3 protein-coding genes and 2 pseudogenes (1 of these 5 running past the window's edge) are annotated in these 22,215 nt (G+C 72.3%); all 5 read left to right on the top strand.

Annotation, left to right across the window (positions count from 1 at the left end; all coding sequences use genetic code 11):
• On the top strand, nucleotides 1-697 hold the 3' end of the coding sequence (locus ABEB09_RS06950) for an amino acid adenylation domain-containing protein (protein WP_345688145.1). It extends 15,212 nt beyond the left edge of the window; the window shows 697 of its 15,909 coding nt (coding positions 15,213-15,909); its start codon lies beyond the left edge, outside the window; the stop codon is at nucleotides 695-697.
• Nucleotides 697-9,429: a non-ribosomal peptide synthetase gene (locus tag ABEB09_RS06945; protein WP_345688143.1), complete on the top strand. Its 8,733-nt coding sequence runs from the start codon at nucleotides 697-699 to the stop codon at nucleotides 9,427-9,429. Before ABEB09_RS06950 ends, ABEB09_RS06945 begins: the two co-directional genes overlap by 1 nt.
• A pseudogene (locus tag ABEB09_RS34935) lies at nucleotides 9,426-15,083 on the top strand (non-ribosomal peptide synthetase); the annotation flags it as partial. The gene ABEB09_RS06945 and the pseudogene ABEB09_RS34935, both read left to right, overlap by 4 nt.
• Entirely contained in the window at nucleotides 15,072-19,010 is a 3,939-nt protein-coding gene (locus ABEB09_RS34930; protein ID WP_425580062.1) for an amino acid adenylation domain-containing protein, read from the top strand. The pseudogene ABEB09_RS34935 and the gene ABEB09_RS34930, both read left to right, overlap by 12 nt.
• Nucleotides 18,937-22,215, top strand: a pseudogene (locus ABEB09_RS06935) (AMP-binding protein); the annotation flags it as partial. The gene ABEB09_RS34930 and the pseudogene ABEB09_RS06935, both read left to right, overlap by 74 nt.

Below are 22,215 nucleotides of genomic sequence, written 5' to 3'. Positions count from 1 at the left end.
GGCCTGTCCGTATGCAGCCGAGCCCGGTGAGCGGATGTACCGGACCGGGGACCTGGTCCGCTGGACCCGTGACGGTCAGCTGGAGTACATGGGCCGTGCGGACGACCAGGTGAAGATCCGGGGATTCCGGATCGAGCCCGGCGAGGTCCAAGCGGTCATCGCCGCGCACCCCGACATCGCCCAGGCCGCCGTGGTGGCCCGCCAGGACACGCCCGGCGACATCCGGCTCGTCGCGTACGTGGTGGTCAGCGGCGACCGTCCCGGCGTGGCATCCGCCGTGCAGGAGTTCGTATCGTCCCGCCTGCCGGACTACATGGTGCCGTCCGCCGTCGTCGTCCTGGACGAGCTGCCCCTCACCCCCAACGGAAAGCTCGACCGCAAGGCGCTCCCCGCGCCCGAGTACAAGGCCGGTGCCGGAAGGGCACCTGCCAACGCCCGCGAGGAAGCGATCAGCGCGGCCTTCGCCGGCGTCCTCGGGCTGGAGCACGTGGGCGTGGACGACGACTTCTTCCGGCTCGGCGGGCACTCGCTGCTCGCCACGGAACTCGTCAGCTCGATCCGCGAGGCCCTGGGAATCGAAGTCCGCATCGCCGACGTGTTCGAAGCGCCGACGGTGGCCGGGCTCGCACATCTGCTTGGAGACCAGAAGTCAGCTAGGCCGGCACTGCGGCCGATGCGTGGCCAGGAGGAGTCCTGATGATCCCGTTGTCGTTCGCGCAGCGTCGGTTGTGGTTCATCCAGCAGCTGGAGGGATCGAGCCCGACGTACAACATCCCGGTCGCGCTCCGGCTGTCCGGCACCCTCGACCGGGCGGCGATGGCGGCCGCCCTGCGGGACGTCCTCGGCCGGCAGGAGGTGCTGCGCACGGTGTTCCCGACGGAGGGCGGCGAACCGTACCAGCGCGTCCTGGACCCGGCGGACCTCTCCTGGGACCTGGACGTCGTCGAGGTGACCCCCGAGGCGCTGGACGCCGCCGTCGCGGAGGCGGCGGAGCACGCCTTCGACCTGGCGGTGGACGTACCGGTCAAGGCATGGCTCTTCGCGACCGGGCCGCAGGACCACGTGCTCGTCGTCGTGGTGCACCACATCGCCGCCGACGGCTGGTCGATGCGACCGCTGGCGCGGGACGTCGCCGTCGCGTACGAGGCGCGGTGCGCCGGGCGGGACCCCGAGTGGGAGCCGCTGCCGGTGCAGTACGCGGACTACGCCCTGTGGCAGCGTGAACTGCTCGGCGACGCCGACGACCCCGAGAGTGTCCTCAGCCGGCAGGTCGCCCACTGGCGCGCCGCCCTCGACGGCGCCCCCGAGGAACTGCCCCTGCCCTTCGACCGGCCCCGGCCCGCCGTGTCGAGCCACCAGGGGCACAGCGTGCCGCTGGAGATCCCGGCCGACGTGCACGCACGGCTCGTGGAACTCGCGCGCGAAGAGCGCGTGACCGCCTTCATGGTGCTCCAGGCCGCGCTGGCGGTGACGCTCTCCCGCCTCGGCGCCGGCCCGGACGTGCCGATCGGCTCGGCGATCGCCGGGCGCACCGACGCCGCCCTGCGGGACCTCGTCGGCTTCTTCGTCAACACGCTGGTGCTGCGGACCGACCTGTCCGGCGACCCCACGTTCCGCGAGGTGCTGGCCCGCGTGCGGGCGACGAGCCTGTCGGCGTACGGGAACCAGGACGTGCCGTTCGAGCGGCTCGTGGAGGAGCTGGCCCCGCCGCGGTCGCTCTCCCGGCACCCGCTGTTCCAGGTCATGCTCACCGTCCAGAACACCGCCGAAGCGGTCATCGACCTGCCCGGCCTGCGGGCCGAGGAGTTCTCGGCCGAGCTGTCGTCCGTGAAGTTCGACGTCGCGGTCAGCGTCGGGGAGGTGTTCGACGCCGACGGCGCCCCGGCCGGTGTGCGCGGGTCCATGACCCTGGCCGCCGACCTCTTCGACGCCGAAACCGCCCGCCGCCTGGCGCAACGCTGGACCCGGGCCCTGGCCGACCTGACCGCCGCACCGCGGACGCGGCTGCACGCGGTGGACCTCCTCGACCCGGCGGAACGGCGCCGGGTCGTCGAGGAGTGGAACGACACGGCCGCCGAGCTGCCCACGGCCTCGGTACTGGAGCGGTTCGAGGCGCAGACGGCCCGGACCCCGGACGCGACGGCGGTCGTCTGCGACGCCGACGACGCGTCGCACGCGGACACGTCGCACGCGGACACGTCGCACGCGGACACGTCGCACGCGGCCACGCCACACGCCGACACGCCACACGCCGACACGGCGAACGCCGATACGTCGCACGCCGACACGTCGTATGCGGAGAAGTCGTCCACGGACACGTCGTACGCCGAGCTGGACGCCCGCGCTAACCGCCTGGCGCATCACCTCATCCGGCTGGGCGTCGGTGTCGAATCGGTGGTGGGCCTGTGCCTGCCGCGCGGCATCGAGACGATCACGGCCATTCTGGCCGTCTGGAAGGCGGGCGCCGCGTACCTGCCCGTGGACGCGGAACAGCCCGCCGAGCGCACCGCGTTCATGCTGACCGACGCCCGCGCGGAGGTCCTGGTCACCGCGCGGGACGCGATGGCGCCCGTCGACACGCCCACCGTCAGGGCCGTCGTGGCACTCGACGACCCGGCCGTCGCCGACGAGCTGGCGCAGCTGCCGTCGACGACGCCCGGCACCCTCGTGCCCGCCGCCGCCCTGGCGTACGTGATGTACACCTCCGGCTCGACAGGACAGCCGAAGGGCGTGGCGGTCACGCACGGCTCCCTCGCCAACTACGTCGCCTCGGTCCCGGACCGCCTCGGCCTCGGCGCACCGGGTCACCGGTACGCGCTGCTCCAGCCGCAGGTGACCGACCTCGGCAACACCGTCGTCTTCACCAGCCTCGCCACCGGCGGGCAGCTCCACATCCTCGGCGCCCGGGCCGTGACCGACCCCGCGGCCGTCGCCGACTACCTGGCCGCCCACGCCATCGACCACGTGAAGGCCGTCCCCTCGCACCTGGCCGCCCTGACCGCCGCGCGCGGCGTCGACGCGCTGCTGCCCGCCCGCTCCCTCGTCCTGGGCGGCGAGGCGGCACCGGCACCCTGGCTGCGCGACCTGGTCGCCGCGGCCGGCGACGACCGGGCCGTCTTCAACCACTACGGTCCCACCGAGACCACCATCGGCGTGGCCACCGGGCAGCTCACCGAGGCGGCCACCGGCGACCTGACGGCCGGCGCCTCCGCGCCCGTCGGCACCCCCATCGCCAACACCCGCCTGTACGTCCTCGACGCATCCCTCAATCCGGTGCCGCCCGGCGTGACCGGCGAGCTGTATGTCGCCGGCGCGCCCCTCGCCCGCGGGTACGTGGGACGGGCCGGCCTCACGGCGGAACGGTTCGTCGCCTGCCCGTACGGGGAAGGCGGCGGCGAGCGGATGTACCGGACCGGCGACCTGGCGCGCTGGACGGCGGACGGCCGCCTCGTGTACGCGGGCCGCGCCGACGAACAGGTCAAGATCAGGGGCTTCCGCGTGGAGCCGGGCGAGGTCCGGGCCGTCGTCGCCGCGCACCCCGGCGTGGCCCGGGCCGTCGTCGTCGCCCGCGAGGACACACCGGGCGAGACACGGCTCGTCGCCTACGTCGTCCCGGCCGACCTCGACGCGGCGCAGAGGCGTGACGACTCCGAACTCGGCTGGTCCGTACGCGAGTTCGCCGGTCGACGGCTCTCCCCGCACATGGTGCCCTCCGCCGTCGTCGTCCTGCCCGAACTCCCCCTGACCGGCAACGGCAAGCTCGATCGGCGTGCCCTGCCCGCGCCCGCGTACGCGACGGGTGCCGGGCGGGCGCCGGCCAACGCGCGGGAGGAGGTGCTGTGCGCGGCCTTCGCCGAGGTCCTGGGACTGGATTCGGTCGGCGTGGACGACGACTTCTTCCACCTGGGCGGACACTCGCTGCTCGCCGTACGGCTCGTGGAGCGCCTGCGGGCACGTGGCGTCTCGGTGCCCGTGCGCGCCCTGTTCCAGTCGCCGACGCCGGCGGGGTTGGCGGCGGTGGCGGGGGCGGAGTGGGTGGAGGTTCCGGAGAGTGTGATTCCCGAGGGTGTTTCGGTGATTACGCCGGAGATGTTGCCGCTGGTGCCCGGGATGTCGGTGGGGGAGATCGGGCGGGTTGTGGGGTCGGTGGAGGGTGGGGCGGCGAATGTGGCGGATGTGTATCCGCTGGCGCCGTTGCAGGAGGGGTTGCTGTTCCATCACTTGTTGGTGGAGGGCGGTGAGGATGCGTATGTGACGCCGACGGTGCTGGTGTTCGACGGGCGGGAGCGGTTGGACGTTTTCGTCGCGGCGTTGCAGCGGGTGGTGGATCGGCATGACGTGTTCCGTACGGGTGTGGTGTGGGAGGGGTTGCGGGAGCCGGTGCAGGTGGTGCGGCGGCGGGTCGTGCTGCCGGTGCGGGAGGTGGTCCTTGAGGGCTGCTCGGGTGATGGTGAGGCTGCTGAGCGGTTGCTGTCGGTGGTGGGGCTGTCCATGGATCTGGGGCGGGCGCCGCTGATCGATGTGCATATCGCCGCGGTGGCGGACCGGTGGCTGGCCCTCGTACGGATGCACCACATGGTCAGGGACCACACCGCGCTCGCCGTGGTCCTGGACGAGGTCCGCGCGCTGATCGAGGGCCGGGAGGACGAGCTGCCGGCGCCGCTGCCGTTCCGGAACTTCGTGGCGCAGGCGCGCGGCGGGGTGGACCGGGCCGAGCACGAGCGGTACTTCGGCGAGCTGCTGGGTGACGTCACCGAGCCGACCGCGCCCTACGGAGTCCTGGACGCGCGCGGCGACGGCACCGGAATCGCCCGCGCCGAACTGTCGCTCTCACCGCACACCGTCGACCGCCTTCGGTCCGTCGCCCGGCACCTGCGGGTGAGCCCGGCGACGGTGATGCACGTGGCGTGGGCGCGGGTGGTCGCCGCGGTGTCGGGACGTGACGACGTCGTGTTCGGCACGGTGCTGTTCGGGCGCATGAACGCGGGCGCGGGCGCCGACCGGGTGCCGGGCCCGTTCATGAACACCCTGCCCGTACGCGTACGGGTACGGGCCGACGACGACGGCGGTGTCCTGGGCGCTGTCGACGCCATGCGGGCGCAGCTGGCCGGGCTTCTGGCGCACGAGCACGCGCCCCTGGCGGTGGCCCAGCGGGCCAGCGGCGTCCAGGGCGACGTTCCGCTCTTCACCGCCCTGCTCAACTACCGCCACAACACCGGTGCTGGCACCGACGACCGGACGGCCATGGAGGGCGTCACGACCCTGCTCGTGCGCGAGCGCACCAACTACCCGCTCACCGTGTCCGTCGACGACGACGGGGACGGCGCGGGGATCGGCCTGGCCGTGGACGCGGTGGCACCGATCGACCCCGCCGCGGTGGGCGCTCTCGTACGCACCAGCGTCGACAACCTGGTGACCGCGCTGGAACGGGCGCTGGAACCGAAGGCCGCGGTCGCAGACCTGCCCCTCAACGGCGTGGACGTGCTCGATGAGGCGGAGCGTCGTCGGGTGTTGGTGGAGTGGAACGACACGGCGGTCGGGGTGTTGGGGGTGTCGGTTCCGGGGTTGTTCGAGGCGCAGGTGGCGCGGACTCCGGGTGCGGTGGCGGTGGCCGCGGGTGGGGGCGAGGTGTCGTACGCGGAGTTGGACGAGCGGGCGAATCGTTTGGCGCGGTTGTTGGTGGGTCGGGGTGTGGGTGCGGAGTCGGTGGTGGGTGTGGCGATGGGGCGTGGGGTGGAGGTGGTGGTGGCGCTGCTGGGGGTGATGAAGGCGGGTGGCGCGTATCTGCCGGTCGATCCGTCGTATCCGGCGGAGCGGATCGCCTACATGCTCCGCGACTCGGGAGCGGTGTGCGTCCTGACCGACGGAGAGGTGGATGTCGCGAGTGACGTCGACATTCCGGAGATAAATCTGCATGGCCCTGGTGTGGTGGCTGAGTTGGCCGGGTTGGACGGTTCGCTTTCAGGGGTTGAGGTTTCGGCGTTCGATCCGGCGTATGTCATCTACACCTCGGGGTCGACGGGTCGGCCGAAGGGTGTGGTGGTGGAGCACCGTTCGGTGGTGAGTCTGTTGTCGTGGGCGGTGGGTGAGTTCGGCGACGGTGATTTCGCGCGGGTGCTGGGTTCTACGTCGTTGAGTTTCGATGTGTCGGTGTTCGAGGTGTTCGGGCCGCTGGTGTCGGGTGGCTGTGTGGAGGTGGTGCGGGATGTGCTGGCGCTGGCGGATGCCGGGGCCGGCCGGGGTGTGAGTCTGGTCAGTGCGGTTCCGTCGGCGTTGTCCCGGGTGTTGGGCGGGCTGACCTCGTCGGGTGTGGGCGCGGTGGTGCTGGCGGGTGAGGCACTGCCGGGCGGGCTGGTGCGCGATATTCGCGCCGCACTGCCGGGTGTGAGGGTGGCGAATATTTATGGTCCGACTGAGGCGACGGTGTATTCGACGGCGTGGTTCGCGCCGGACGATGTTGAGGGACTGGTTTCTCCGCCTATTGGCCGGCCGGTGGGTAATGCCCGGGTGTTTGTGCTGGATGCCGGTCTTTCGCCGGTTCCGGTTGGTGTGGTAGGTGAGTTGTATGTGGCTGGTGCGGGTTTGGCACGGGGGTATTTGGGGCGTGCCGGGCTGACGGCCGAGCGGTTCGTCGCGAATCCGTTTGGGGCTGTGCCGGGTGAGCGGCTTTACCGGACTGGGGATCTGGTGCGGTGGAACGCCGATGGTGATCTGGAGTACCTGGGGCGTGCGGATGAGCAGGTGAAGGTGCGGGGTTTCCGTATCGAGCCCGGCGAGATCGAGGCCGTCTTGGTCGAGCACGCGCACGTCGCGCAGGCTGTTGCGGTCGTGCGGGAGGACACGCCCGGTGACAAGCGTCTGGTCGCTTATGTCGTCCCGCGTGGCGACGAGGCGGGGGCTGATCTGCCGGCGTCGCTGACCGCGCTAGTGGCGCAGCGGCTTCCGGCGCACATGGTTCCGTCGGCGGTCGTCGTGCTGGACGTCCTGCCGTTGAACAGCAACGGCAAGCTCGACCGCAAGGCCCTGCCGGCGCCGGAGTACGCGGCGGGTGCCGGAAGGGCGCCGGCCGACGCCCGGGAAGAGATCCTGTGCGCCCTGTTCGCCGAGGTGCTGGGGCTGGAAAGCGTCGGCGTGGACGACGACTTCTTCGCGCTGGGAGGCCACTCCCTCCTGGCCGTGCGGTTGGTGAGCCGTGTGCGGTCGGTGCTTGGCGTCGAGCTGTCGCTCCGCACCCTGTTCGCGGCGCCGACCGTCGCCGGCCTCGCGGCACGGCTCAGCGGCGAGGGCCGGGCCCGAGCGGCCTTGGTACCGGCGGTGCGCCCGGAGCGGGTGCCGTTGTCGTTCGCGCAGCGGCGGCTGTGGTTCCTGGGCCGGCTGGAGGGCCCGAGCGCCACGTACAACCTGCCGGTGACAGAGCGACTTACGGGTGACGTGGACCGGGTGGCGCTGGATGCCGCGCTGCGGGATGTGCTGGGCCGGCACGAGGTGCTGCGGACGGTGTTCGCGGTCGCCGAGGGCGGGGAGCCGTACCAGCGGATCCTCGGCCCGGAGGAGCTGGAGTGGGGTCTCCAGGTCGTGGAGGTGGGATCGGAGGAGCTGGCGGGGGCTGTCGCTGCCGCGCAGCAGTACGCCTTCGACCTGTCCGCCGAGGTGCCGTTCCGGGCGTGGCTGTTCTCGGTGGGTCCGGATGAGCACGTGCTTGTGGTGGTGGTGCATCACATCGCGGGTGATGGCTGGTCGATGGGGCCGCTGGCGCGGGATGTGTCGGTGGCGTACGAGGCGCGGTGTGCGGGGTGGGCTCCTGAGTGGCAGCCGCTGCCGGTGCAGTACGCGGACTATGCGTTGTGGCAGCGGGAGTTGCTGGGCGATGAGGCTGACGCGGGGAGTGTGATCTCGCGGCAGGTGGCGTACTGGCGTGAGGCCCTGGCCGGGGCGCCGGAGGAGCTGGAGCTGCCCTTCGACCGGCCCCGCCCGGCGGAGGCGAGCCATCGCGGGCACCGGGTCCCGCTGGAGGTCCCGGCCGACGTGCACCGGCGCCTCAAGGATGTGGCGCGGGCCGAGGGCGTGACGGTGTTCATGGTGCTCCAGGCGGCGCTGGCGGTTCTGCTGTCGCGGCTGGGTGCCGGGACGGACATCCCGGTGGGCTCGGCGGTCGCCGGCCGTACGGACGAGGCGCTGGACGACCTGGTCGGTTTCTTCGTGAACACGCTGGTGCTGCGGACGGACCTGTCGGGTGACCCGACGTTCGGGGAGGTGCTGGGCCGGGTGCGGGAGGCCGGTCTGTCGGCGCTGGCGCACCAGGACGTGCCGTTCGAGCGGCTGGTGGAGGAGCTGGCGCCCGAGCGGTCCCTGGCCCGGCACCCGCTGTTCCAGGTCATGCTCACGCTCCAGAACAACGCCGAGGCCGTCCTGGACCTGCCGGGCGGACTCGTCACCGAAGGCCTGCCGAACGCGGCCGCCGCGGCGAAGTTCGATCTCGACGTCATCGTCGAGGAGGTCCACGACGAGGACGGCGCACCGGCCGGGGTGCGCGGCTCGGTGACCGTCGCCGCCGACCTGTTCGACGCGGAGACCGCGGAACGCGTCGCCCTCTACTGGACACGTGCGCTCGCGCTCCTGAGCAACGACCCGCAGACACGGCTGAGCGCCGTGGACGTCCTCGACGAGGAGGAGCGGCGCCGCCTGCTGGTGGAGTGGAACGACACCGCCATGGGAGCGGCGCCGGCCGCTACGGCGGTGGAACTGTTCGAGGCGCAGACGGCGCGGACCCCGGACGCCGTGGCGGTCGTCTCGGCGGGCGCCGAGGTGTCGTACGCCGAGCTCGACGCGCGCGCCGCCCGGCTCGCACGGCTGCTCGTGGCGCGGGGCGTACGGCCGGAGACGGTCGTGGGACTGTGCCTGTCGCGCGGGATCGATGCCGTGGTCGCCATGCTCGCGGTGTGGAAGGCGGGCGGCGCCTACCTGCCTATCGACCCCGACTACCCCGCCGACCGCATCGGCTTCCTGCTGGACGACGCCCGGCCTCGACTGGTCCTGGTCGAGGAAAGCACGAGGGGCGCGATTCCCGACTCCGCCCGTGTTCCTCTGGTCGCCGTGGATTCCGCCGATGTGGCGGGCGAGTTGGCGGGGTTGGATGCTTCGGCCCTGGGAGTGGGAGTTTCGGCGTTCGATCCGGCGTATGTGATTTATACGTCGGGGTCGACGGGTCGGCCGAAGGGTGTGGTGGTGGAGCACCGTTCGGTGGTGAGTCTGTTGTCGTGGGCGGTGGGTGAGTTCGGCGACGGTGATTTCGCGCGGGTGCTGGGTTCTACGTCGTTGAGTTTCGATGTGTCGGTGTTCGAGGTGTTCGGGCCGCTGGTGTCGGGTGGCTGTGTGGAGGTGGTGCGGGATGTGCTGGCGCTGGCGGATGCCGGGCCGGCCGGGGTGTGAGTCTGGTCAGTGCGGTTCCTTCGGCGTTGTCCCGGGTGTTGGGTGGGCTGACCTCGTCGGGTGTGGGCGCGGTGGTGCTGGCGGGTGAGGCACTGCCGGGCGGGCTGGTGCGCGATATTCGCGCCGCACTGCCGGGTGCCAGGGTGGCGAATATTTATGGTCCGACTGAGGCGACGGTGTATTCGACGGCGTGGTTCGCGCCGGACGATGTTGAGGGACTGGTTTCTCCGCCTATTGGCCGGCCGGTGGGTAATGCCCGGGTGTTTGTGTTGGATGCCGGTCTTTCGCCGGTTCCGGTTGGTGTGGTGGGTGAGTTGTATGTGGCTGGTGCGGGTTTGGCGCGGGGGTATTTGGGGCGTGCCGGGCTGACGGCCGAGCGGTTCGTCGCGAATCCGTATGCGATTGTGCCGGGTGAGCGGCTTTACCGGACCGGGGATCTGGTGCGGTGGAACGCCGATGGTGATCTGGAGTACCTGGGGCGTGCGGATGAGCAGGTGAAGGTGCGGGGTTTCCGTATCGAGCCCGGCGAGATCGAGGCCGTCTTGGTCGAGCACGCGCACGTCGCGCAGGCTGTTGCGGTCGTGCGGGAGGACACGCCCGGTGACAAGCGTCTGGTCGCATACGTCGTCCCGCGCGGCGACGAGGCGGGGGCTGATCTGCCGGCGGAGCTGACCGCGCTCGTGGCGCAGCGGCTTCCGGCGCACATGGTTCCGTCGGCGGTCGTCGTGCTGGACGTCCTGCCGTTGAACAGCAACGGCAAGCTCGACCGCAAGGCCCTGCCCGCACCCACGTACGCGGGCGGAACGGGACGGGCCCCCGCGAATGCGCGGGAGGAGGTGCTGTGCGCCGCCTTCGCCGAGGTGCTGGGGCGGGAGAGCGTCGGCGTGGACGACGACTTCTTCAAGCTGGGCGGGCATTCGCTGCTGGTCGTGTCCCTGGTCGAGACGCTTCGGTCGCGGGGCATCTCCGTCTCCGTGCGGGCCCTGTTCCAGACGCCCACGCCGGCGGGTCTCGCGGCGGCGGCCGGTGCCGAGCACGTCGACATACCGGCGAACCTCATCCCCCGGGACGCGACGGCCCTCACCCCCGACATGCTGCCGCTGGTCCCCGGGCTGACCGCCGAGGAGATCGAGCGGATCGTCGCGTCCGTCGATGGTGGCGCGGGCAACGTCGCCGACGTCTACCCGCTCGCCCCGCTCCAGGAAGGGCTCCTCTTCCACCACCTGCTCGCCGACGGCGGCGACGACGCGTACGTGACCCCGACGGTGCTGGAGTTCGCGGCGCGCGAGCAGCTCGACGCCTTCGTGGCGGCGTTGCAGTGTGTGGTCGACCGCCATGACATCTTCCGGACCGGTGTGGTGTGGGAGGGGCTGCGCGAGCCCGTCCAGGTCGTGCGGCGGCGTGCCGTACTGCCCGTGACCGAGGTGACGCTCGACGAGCGGGGCGGCGGCGACCCGGCCGAAGAGCTGCTGGATCGGGCCGGCCTCACCATGGATCTGTGGCGGGCGCCCCTCATCGACGTGCACATCGCTGCCGTCCAGGACCGGTGGCTGCTCCTGGTGCGGATGCACCACATGGTGCAGGACCACACCGCGCTCGAAGTCGTCCTGCACGAGATACGGGCGTTCGTCGAGGGCCGGGAGGACCGGCTGCCGGCTCCTCTGCCGTTCCGGAACTTCGTGGCGCAGGCGCGCGGCGGGACGGCCCGGGAGGAGCACGAGCGGTACTTCGCCGAGCTGCTGGGTGACGTCACCGAGCCGACCGCGCCCTACGGAGTCCTGGACGCGCGCGGCGACGGCGCCGGTGTCGTACGTGTCCGGCTGCCCTTCTCGCCGGAGACCGTGGCGCGGATCCGCGAGGTCTGCAGGCAGCTGGGCGTGAGCCCGGCGACCGTGCTGCACGTGGCGTGGGCGCGCGTGCTGGCAGCGGTCAGCGGGCGCGACGACGTCGTCTTCGGCACGGTGCTGTTCGGGCGGATGAATGCCGGTGCGGGCGCCGACCGGGTGCCGGGCCCGTTCATGAACACGCTGCCCGTACGCGTACGGGTCGACGACGCCGACGTACGGGAAGCGGTCGGCGCCATGCGGGACCAGCTCGCCGGGCTCCTGGCGCACGAGCACGCACCCCTCGCCGTGGCCCAGCAGGCCAGCGGCGTCCAGGGCGACGCTCCGCTGTTCACCGCCCTGCTCAACTACCGCCACAACCAGACCACCCCGCCCTCGTCCGAGGAGGGCCCGTCCGGCGAGGGTTCCGACGGACTCGAGGGTGTGACGACCGTTCTCGTGCGCGAGCGCACGAACTACCCGCTGACGGTCTCCGTCGACGACGACGGCGAAGGCGCGGGCATCGGCCTGGCCGTGGACGCGGTGGCGCCGATCGACCCCGAGGCGGTGGCCGCGCTGGTACGCACCGCGGTCGAGCACCTGGTGGCGGCGCTGGACGATGCCGCCGACCTCCCGTTCAGCCGCGTGGACGTGCTCGACGAGGTCGAGCGGCGTCGCGTACTGCGGGACTGGAACGACTCCGCCGTCGAGGTGTCGGCTTCGCCCGTCCCGAAGCTGTTCGAGGCGCAGGTGGCGCGGACTCCGGATGCGGTGGCTGTGGTGGCTGGTGGGGTGGAGGTGTCGTACGCGGAGCTGGAGGCGCGGGCGAATCGGGTGGCGCGGTTGTTGGTGGGGCGTGGTGTGGGTCCGGAGTCGGTGGTGGGGGTGTGTCTGGAGCGGGGCGTCGATCTGTTGGTGGCCTTGCTGGGTGTGTTGAAGGCGGGTGGGGCTTATCTGCCGGTGGATCCCGCCTATCCCTCGGACCGGATCTCGTTCATGGTCGGCGATGCCGGTGTGGGCATTGTGCTGGCCGCGGAGAGTACGGCGGGCGTCGTGCCGGAGGGCGTTTCGGTGGTCGTGCTCGACTCAACGGATGTCGTTGGGGAGTTGGGCTCGTTCGATGGCCGGGTTGTGGGGGATGTCGGGTTGCGGGTGTCGCATCCGGCGTGGGTGATCTATACGTCCGGGTCGACGGGTCGGCCCAAGGGTGTGGTGGTGTCGCACGCGGGTGTCGCGAGTTTCCGGGAAGGGCATGTGCGGTTCCTGGGTGTGGGTGGCGGGGATCGGGTGGGTCAGTTCGCGTCGGCCGGGTTCGACACGTTCGGCTGGGACTGGTGCATGGCCCTGTTGACGGGTGCGGCGTTGGTGGTCGTGCCGGAGGAGCGGCGGCTTGGTGAGGCGTTGCCGCGGTTCCTGTCGCAGGAGCGGGTGACGCATGTGACGTTGCCGCCGGCGGTGCTGGCCACTCTCGACGAGTCGTCGATCGGCCTCGATGTGGTGTTGACGGTGGCGGGTGAGGCGTGTCCGCCGGAGGTGATGGCGCGGTGGGCGCGGGGCCGGGCCATGTTCAACTCCTACGGTCCGACGGAGACCACCGTGGACGCGACGCTGTGGCGGTGCGATCCGGACGCGGACGAGGTGGCGATCGGCCGGCCCGTCGTCAACACACGCGTCTACGTCCTCGACGCGACCCTCCACCCCGTCCCGGTGGGCGTGGCCGGTGAGCTGTACGTCGCGGGCGCCGGGCTCGCACGCGGTTACCTCGGGCGCGCCGGGCTCACCGCCGAGCGGTTCGTCGCCGACCCGTACGGCACCGAGCCCGGTCAGCGGATGTACCGGACCGGTGACCGCGCCCGCTGGACCGCCGACGGGCAGCTGGTCTTCGCGGGGCGGTCCGACGAGCAGGTCAAGATCCGCGGGTTCCGTATCGAGCCCGGCGAGGTCGAAGCCGCGCTCCTGGCCCATGAGCAGGTCGCCCAGGCGGCGGTCGTCGCCCGTGAGGACACGCCGGGCGACAAGCGGCTGGTCGCCTATGTCGTGACGGCCGAGGGCTCGGGCAGGGAGCTGCCGGAGCAGCTTCGCGACTTCGCGGCCGGACGGCTGCCGGAGTACATGGTGCCGGCCGCGGTCGTCGTCCTGGACGAGCTGCCACTGACGCGGAACGGCAAGCTCGACCGCCGCGCCCTGCCGGTGCCGGAGTACGCGGCCACGGCCGGCCGGGGGCCCGCCGGCCCGCAGGAGGAGATCCTGTGCGCCGCCTTCGCGGAGGTGCTGTCCCTGCCCGCCGTCGGCGTCGACGACGACTTCTTCGCGCTCGGCGGCCATTCGCTGCTCGCCGTACGGCTCCTCAGCAGGATCAGGTCCGTCCTGGGCGTCGAACTGTCGCTGCGCACCCTGTTCGAGGCCCGTACGGTCGCCGGGGTCGCGGCCAGGCTGGAGGGGGCCGACGCGGCCCGGCCCGCCCTGAGCGCGGCCGGGCGGCGGCCCGAGCGGGTGCCGCTGTCGTTCGCGCAGCAGCGCCTGTGGTTCCTGAACCAGCTGGAGGGCCCCAGCGCCACCTACAACATGCCGGTCGCCGTGCGGCTCCTGGGCCGCCTCGACCGCGCGGCCCTGTCCGCGGCGCTGTGTGACGTACTGGACCGGCACGAGGCGCTGCGCACGGTGTTCGCCGTCGCCGACGGCGAGCCGTACCAGCACGTGCTGGCCGTGGACGACCTCGCCTGGGAGCTGCCGGTCGTGGAGGTCGACCCGGCGGAGCCGGCCGACGCCGTGGCGGGCGCGGTGCGCCATGCGTTCGACCTCGCCGTAGAGATGCCGTTCCGGGCGACGCTCTTCGCGGCCGGGCCGGAGGAGCACGTCCTGGTCGTGGTCGTGCACCACATCGCCGGGGACGGCTGGTCCCGGGGGCCGCTGGCGCGGGATGTGTCCGTGGCGTACGAGGCGCGGTGTGCGGGGCGGGCTCCGGAGTGGGAGGCGCTGCCCGTCCAGTACGCCGACTACGCGCTCTGGCAGCGCGAACTCCTCGGCGACGAGCAGAACCCCGACAGCCTGATCAACCGTCAGGTCGACTACTGGCGACACGCCCTCGCCGGCAGCCCCGAAGAGCTGGCCCTGCCCTTCGACCGGCCCCGGCCCGCCGTGGCGAGCCACCGCGGCCACCAAGTGCCCCTGGAAGTCCAGGCGGAGGTCCACGCGCGGCTCGTCGAGCTGGCGCGGACCGAGGGCGTGACCGTCTTCATGGTGCTGCAGGCGGCGCTGGCCGTGCTGCTGTCGCGGCTCGGTGCCGGGACGGACATCCCCGTCGGCTCGGCGATCGCCGGCCGCGCGGACGAGGCGCTGGACGGACTGGTCGGCTGCTTCGTGAACACGCTGGTGCTGCGCACCGACCTGTCGGGCGACCCCACCTTCCGCGAGGTGCTCTCGCGCGTCCGGGAGACCGGCCTGGCGGCGTACGCGCACCAGGACGTCCCGTTCGAACGGCTCGTGGAGGAGCTGGCGCCCGCCCGGTCGCTGGCCAGGCACCCCCTCTTCCAGGTCGTGTTCACCAAGCAGGACACCATCGCCGCCGTCCTCGACCTTCCCGGTGTCACCCTCGAACCGGTCACGGCCGGCTCCGGCACCTCGATGGCCAAGTTCGACCTGGACGTGCTGGTCGGCGAGGCCTACGACGCCGACGGCACGCCCGCCGGCCTGCGCGGCACGCTCACCGTGGCCGCGGACCTCTTCGACGCCGGGACCGCGGCGCACATCGCCACCCGCTGGGCACGGGTCCTGGAAGCCGTCACGGACGACCCGGCCGTACGGCTCGGCGCGCTCGACGTGCTGGGCCGGGAGGAACGGCACCTCGTCCTCCACGAGTGGAACGACACCGCGCGGGACGGTCTTTCGGTGCCCGTCCCGGAGCTGTTCGCGGGGCAGGTGGTGCGGTCGCCGGAGGCGGTGGCGGTGGTGTGTGACGGTGAGCGGGTCTCGTACGCGGAGCTGGAGGCGCGGGCGAACCGTATCGCGGGTTATCTGGCCGGTCAGGGTGTGGGTGCCGAGTCGGTGGTGGGGCTGTGTCTGCCGCGTGGTGTGGAGATGATCGCGGCGATTTTGGGTGTGTGGAAGGCGGGTGCGGGCTATCTGCCGCTGGACCCGGAGCAGCCCGCCGACCGGATCGCGTTCATGCTGGCCGACAGCCGGGCCGCGCTGACGCTGACCACCGAGGAGATCCTGGACGAGCTGCCCGCGGGGCGCGGCCGTCTCGTCCCACTGGACGACCCGCTGACGGCGACGCAGCTGGCGGCCGTTGCGCCGACCGGGCCCGACGTCCCGCCCGTCCCCGACGCGGCGCTGGCGTACATCATCTACACCTCTGGTTCTACGGGCCGGCCCAAGGGTGTGGCGGTGACCCATGGCGCGCTGGCCAACTATGTGGCCGCCGTGCCCGGGCGGGTCGGGCTGGGCGCGCCCGGGGCGCGGTATGCGCTGTTGCAGGCGCAGGCCACGGACCTGGGCAACACTCTTGTCTTCGCCAGTCTTGCCACGGGTGGTGAGCTGCATGTGCTGCCGTCGGGCGCGGTCACCGACCCGACGGCTGTGGCCGGGTACATGGCCCAGCACCGCATCGACCACCTCAAGGCCGTGCCCTCCCACCTGGCGGCCCTTGGTGCCGATGGCGGTCTGGAGGCTGTCCTTCCCGGCACGTCGCTGGTCCTGGGCGGCGAGGCGGCGAGTCCGGCGTGGGTGCGGGAGTTGCTGGAGGTCGCCGGACCCGAGCGGCGGGTGTTCAACCACTACGGGCCCACCGAGGCCACGATCGGTGTCGCCACCACCCCGCTCACGCCCGAGCTCATCGCTGCGGGCACCGTCCCCGTCGGCACACCCGTCGCCAACACCCGCTGCTACGTCCTGGACCGCTCCCTCAACCCGGCCCCCGCCGGTGTGGCGGGGGAGCTGTACATCTCCGGTGACCAGCTGGCCCGTGGCTATGTGCGGCGCGCCGGGCTGACCGCCGAGCGGTTCGTGGCCTGCCCCTACGGGGCGTCGCCCGGCGAGCGGATGTACCGGACGGGCGACCGCGTGCGGTGGGACGCCGACGGTCGGTTGGTGTTCCTCGGTCGTGCCGACGAGCAGGTGAAGGTCCGCGGTTTCCGGATCGAGCCCGGCGAGGTGCAGGCCACCCTGACCGCACACCCCGAGGTCACCCAGGCCGCCGTCGTCACCCTCGAGGACACCCCCGGCGACGTACGACTCATCGCCTACGTCGTCCCCGCCGACGACCCCGAGGAGGTCGAGGCGACGCTGCCGGACGCCGTACGGAGCTTCGCGGCCGGGCGGCTGCCCGAGTACATGGTGCCGTCCGCCGTGGTCGTCCTGGAGGCGCTTCCGCTCACCGGCAACGGCAAACTGGACCGCAAGGCCCTGCCCGCACCCGACTACGCCACGACCGCCGCCACCGGCCGGGGCCCCGCCACGGTACGGGAGGAGCTGCTGTGCGGGGCGTTCGCCGAAGTGCTCGGGCTGCCCGGTGTCGGCGTCGACGACGACTTCTTCGAACTGGGCGGACACTCGCTGCTCGCCGTGCGGCTGATCAGCCGTATCCGGGCCGTACTCGGCGTCGAGGTCGAGATCCGCGCCCTCTTCGACACACCGACGGTGGCCGGTCTCGCCGCACAGCTGGGCGCGGAGGCCGACGGCGACCCGGCCGGAGAGGGGCGGGGCGCGGTCCGGGCCCGTCCCGCACTGGCGCGGGCCGAGCGCCCGGAGCGCGTACCGCTCTCCTTCGCGCAGCGCCGGCTGTGGTTCCTGGGTCGCCTGGACGGTTCCGGCCCCGCCTACAACGTGCCCGTCGCGCTGCGCCTGGCGGGCGAGGTGGACCGGGAGGCGCTGGACGCGGCGCTGCGGGACGTCCTGGCCCGGCACGAGGTCCTGAGGACCGTGTTCCCGGTCGGCGAGGACGGGGAGCCGTACCAGCGGATCCGGGACCTGGCCGAGCTGGAGTGGGGCCTTCAGGTGGTGGAGGTCGCTCCGGAGGAGCTGGCGGGCGCTGTGGCCGCCGCCCAGGAGTACGCCTTCGACCTGGCCGACGAAGTGCCCTTCTGCGCCTGGCTGTTCACGGCGGGCCCCGGCGAGCAGGTGCTCGTCGTGGTGCTGCACCACATAGCCGGCGACGGCTGGTCCAAGGGACCCCTGGCGCGGGATGTGTCGGCCGCCTATGAGGCCCGGTGCGCGGGCCGGGCCCCGGACTGGGAGCCGCTGCCCGTGCAGTACGCCGATTACGCGCTGTGGCAGCGCGAGCTGCTGGGCGAGGAGGACGACCCGGACAGCGTGCTGTCCCGCCAGGTCGCGTACTGGCGCCGGGCCCTGGCAGGGGCGCCGGAGGAGCTGGAGCTCCCCTTCGACCGGCCCCGCCCGGCCGTGGCCGGCCACCGCGGTCTGAGCGTGCCGCTGGAGGTTCCCGCGGAGGTGCACGCACGGCTCGTGGAGCTGGCCCGCGCCGAGGGCGTCACGGTCTACATGGTGCTCCAGGCCGCGCTCGCCGTGCTGCTGTCGCGGCTCGGCGCCGGCACGGACATCCCCGTCGGGTCGGCGGTCGCCGGGCGTACGGACGTGGCGGTGGAGGACCTGGTCGGGTTCTTCGTGAACACGCTGGTCCTGCGGACCGACGTGTCGGGCGACCCGACGTTCCGCGAGGTGCTGGGCCGGGTCCGGGACGCGGGCCTGTCGGCGCTCGCGCACCAGGACGTGCCGTTCGAGCGGCTGGTCGAGGAGCTGGCGCCGGCCCGTTCCCTGTCCCGGCACCCGCTCTTCCAGGTGATGCTCACCGTCCAGAACACCGCCGAAGCCGTCCTGGAGCTGCCCGGCGTGGCGGCCGAAGGACTGCCGGCGGGGCCCCTGACGGCCAAGTTCGACCTGGACGTCAGCGTCGCCGAGACCTACGCCGACGACGGTGCGCCCGCGGGAATCCACGGCGCGCTCATCGTGGCGGCGGAGCTGTTCGACGCGAGCAGCGCTGGGCGGCTGGCGGAGCGGTTCGTACGGGTGCTGCGGTCCGTGGTCGCCGATCCGCGGGTGCGGGTCGCCGGCGTGGACGTGCTCGGCGAGGCGGAACGGGACCGGGTGTTGGAGGCCTGGAACGGCGAGGCGGCGGCGGTGGAGGTGCCGTCGGGTTCGGTGTTGGGGCTGTTCGAGGGATGGGTGGAGCGGTCGCCGGATGCGGTGGCGGTCGTCTTCGAGGGCGCGGACGTGTCGTACGCGGAGCTGGACGCGCGGGCGAACCGGCTGGCGAGGGTGCTGGCCGACAGGGGCGTGGGCGCCGAGTCGGTCGTCGGCCTGTGTCTGCCGCGTGGGGTGGAGATGGTGGCGGCGATCTTGGCGGTGTGGAAGGCGGGCGGTGTGTATGTGCCGCTCGACCCGGAGTATCCGGCGGAGCGTATCGGGTTCATGACTGAGGACTCCGGGGCGGTGTGCGTGGTGACGGTCCGGGGTCTGGCCGGGTTGGTGGCCGAGGTGGGTGTTCCGCTGGTGGTCGCCGACGAGGTCGGTGCGGTGGGCGAGCCCGTTGGCCTGCCGTCGGTCGATGTGGGGCCCGAGCAGGCGGCGTATGTGATTTATACGTCGGGGTCGACGGGGCGGCCGAAGGGTGTGGTGGTTTCGCACGGCTCGCTGCTGAATCTGGTGGCGGTCTTCGGTGAGTTGATGGGTGTGGGCTCCGGGTGGGGGTGTTGCAGTTCGCGTCGTTCAGTTTCGACGCGTCCGTGCTGGACCTCGCGGTGACGCTGGGCCGGGTGGGTCGCTGGTCGTGGCCGGGGTGGGGGAGCGGGCGGAGCCCGAGCGGCTGCGTGCGCTGGTGGAGTCCGCCGGCGTACGGGCGGCGAGTGTCGTGCCTTCCCTGCTCGGTGTGCTGGAGCCGGATGACTTGGACGGTGTCGAGACGCTGCTGGTGGGCGCGGAGCCGATCGGGCGTGAGCTGGCCGGGGCGTGGTCCGAGGGAAGGCGGCTGGTCAATACCTACGGCCCGACTGAGGCCACGGTCATGGTGGCCGCCGGTGAGGTCGACGGGTCCGGCGAGGGTGTCGTGCCGTTCGGCGCGCCGGTCGCCAACACCCGTCTGTACGTCCTGGACCGGGCGCTGGAGCCCGTGCCCGTGGGCGTGGCCGGTGAGCTGTACATCGCGGGCGCCCAGCTGGCCCGCGGCTACGTCCGCCGCGGCGGCCTGACCGCCGAGCGGTTCGTGGCCTGCCCGTACGGCACGTCGGCGGGCGAGCGCATGTACCGCACCGGCGATCGCGTGCGGTGGACGCCCGAGGGCCAACTCGTCTTCGTGGGCCGCGCCGACGAACAGGTCAAGATCCGCGGCTTCCGCATCGAGCCCGGCGAGGTCCGGGCTGTCGTCGCCGCACACCCGGACGTGGCCCAGGCAGCCGTCGTCGTACGCGAGGACGTGCCCGGCGACACCCGCCTCGTCGCCTACGTCGTGGCCGACACCGACCGCCCGGGCATCGAGTCCGCCGTACGGGACTTCGTCTCGTCCCGGCTGCCCGAGCACATGGTGCCGTCCGCCGTCGTCGCCCTGGACGAGCTGCCCCTGACCGTCAACGGCAAGCTCGACCGCAAGGCCCTCCCGGCCCCCGCGTACGCCTCCGGCGGCGGCCGGGCGCCCGCCGACGCCCGCGAGGAGCTGCTGTGCGCGGCCTTCGCCGAGGTTCTGGGACGGGAACCCGGGAGCGTCGGCGTCGACGACGACTTCTTCAGGCTCGGCGGCCACTCGCTCCTCGCGGTGCGGCTCGTGGAACTGCTGCGGTCGCGGGGGATCGCCGTCTCGGTACGGGCGCTGTTCGAGACGCCGACCGTGGCCGGTCTCGCACGGGTGGCGGGGCCCGAACAGATCGTGGTGCCGGCGAACCGCATCCCGGACGACGCCGTCGCGATCACACCGGAGATGCTGCCGCTGGTGGACCTGACCAGCGACGAGATCGAGCGGATCACGGCCACCGTCGAGGGCGGCGCGCCCAACGTGGCCGACGTCTATCCGCTCGCGCCCCTGCAGGAAGGCATGCTCTTCCACCACCTGATGGCGGGCAGCGGCGACGACGCGTATGTCACCCCCACGGTGATCGAGTTCGACACCCGGTCCCGGCTGGACGGCTTCCTGGACGCGTTGCGGAACGTGGTGGACCGCCATGACATCTACCGCACCGCTGTGGTGTGGGAAGGCCTGCGCGAGCCCGTGCAGGTCGTGTGGCGGCAGGCCGCACTCCCCGTGGAGGAGGTGACGCTCGACGCCCACAGCACCGACCCGGTCGCCGAACTGGTGGCGTCGGCGGGCTCCTCGATGGACCTCGGCAGGGCACCGCTGCTCGACGTACGGGTGGCGGAATCCCCCACGAACGGCATGTGGCTCGCCCTCGTCCGCGCCCACCACATGGTGCAGGACCACATGGGCCTGGAAGTCGTCATGGAGGAGGTCGAGGCCTTCGTCGAAGGACGGGCCGCCGACCTGTCCGAACCGCTCCCCTTCCGGGACTTCGTGGCCCAGGCACGCGCCGGCGCCGCACGCTCGCGGCACGAGGAGTTCTTCGCCGCACTGCTCGGCGACATCACCGAGCCGACCGCCCCGTACGGCCTGGTCGACGTGGACCGCGACGGCACCGACACCGCCCGCGCCGACGTGCAGGTCGCCGACACGGTCACCGGCCGGCTCCGCGAGATCTCCCGTCGGCTCGGCGCGAGCCCCGCGACCGTGCTGCACGTGGCGTGGGCGCGGGTCCTGGCGGCGGTCAGCGGGCGCGACGACGTCGTCTTCGGAACGGTCCTCTTCGGCCGCATGGGCGCCGGAGCCGGCGCCGACCGGGTCGGCCCGTTCATCAATACGCTCCCGGCCCGCGTACGGGTGGGCGACGTCGGCGTACGGTCGGCCGTCGCCGAGATGCGCACCCAGCTCGCCGGGCTCCTCGAACACGAGCACATCCCCCTGGCGGTGGCCCGGCAGGCCAGCGGCGTACCCGGGGACATGCCCCTGTTCACCTCGTTCTTCAACTACCGGCACAACGCCGCTGCTCCTGTTACTTCTGCCGGGCGGCTCTCCGAGGACACTACGGACGCCGACGGCATCAGGACCGTCTACACACGGTCGCGCACCAACTACCCGCTCGCCGCGGCCGTCGACGACGACGGAAGCGAGCTGGTGCTCAGCGTCGACGCGGTGGCCCCGGTCGACCCCGAGGCCGTCTGCTCCCTCCTCCACACCGCGCTGCGGAACCTCGTCGCGGCCCTGGAGACGGCACTGGACGGCGAGTCGGATCTGCCGCTGCGCGGCGTGGACGTGCTGGGTGAGGCGGAGCGGGGCCGGGTGTTGGGGGCCTGGAACGGGGAGGCGGCGGCGGTGGAGGTGCCGTCGGGTTCGGTGTTGGGGTTGTTCGAGGGGTGGGTGGAGCGGTCGCCGGATGCGGTGGCGGTGGTGTTCGAGGGTGTGGAGGTGTCGTACGCGGAGCTGGACGCGCGGGCGAACCGGCTGGCGAGGGTGCTGGCCGACAGGGGGGTGGGTGCCGAGTCGGTCGTCGGGCTGTGTCTGCCGCGTGGTGTGGAGATGGTGGCGGCGATCTTGGCGGTGTGGAAGGCGGGCGGTGTGTATGTGCCGCTCGACCCGGAGTATCCGGCGGAGCGTATCGGGTTCATGACGCAGGACTCCGGGGCGGTGTGCGTGGTGACGGTCCGGGGTCTGGCCGGGTTGGTGGCCGAGGTGGGTGTTCCGCTGGTGGTCGCCGACGAGGTCGGTGCGGTGGGCGAGCCCGTTGGCCTGCCGTCGGTCGATGTGGGGCCCGAGCAGGCGGCGTATGTGATTTATACGTCGGGGTCGACGGGGCGGCCGAAGGGTGTGGTGGTTTCGCACGGCTCGCTGCTGAATCTGGTGGGGGTCTTTGGTGAGTTGATGGGTGTGGGCTCCGGGGTGGGGGTGTTGCAGTTCGCGTCGTTCAGTTTC

Origin of the sequence: Streptomyces coeruleoprunus (assembly GCF_039542925.1) — a bacterium.
GTDB classification, from domain to species: domain Bacteria; phylum Actinomycetota; class Actinomycetes; order Streptomycetales; family Streptomycetaceae; genus Streptomyces; species Streptomyces coeruleoprunus.
Note: the sequence above shows the minus strand (reverse complement) of the source record. Positions and strands in the feature narration are given on the sequence as shown.

Coding starts and splice junctions, on each gene's coding strand:
- ABEB09_RS06945 (WP_345688143.1), top strand. CDS start 697: ATGATCCCGTTGTCGTTCGCGCAGCGTCGGTTGTGGTTCATCCAGCAG.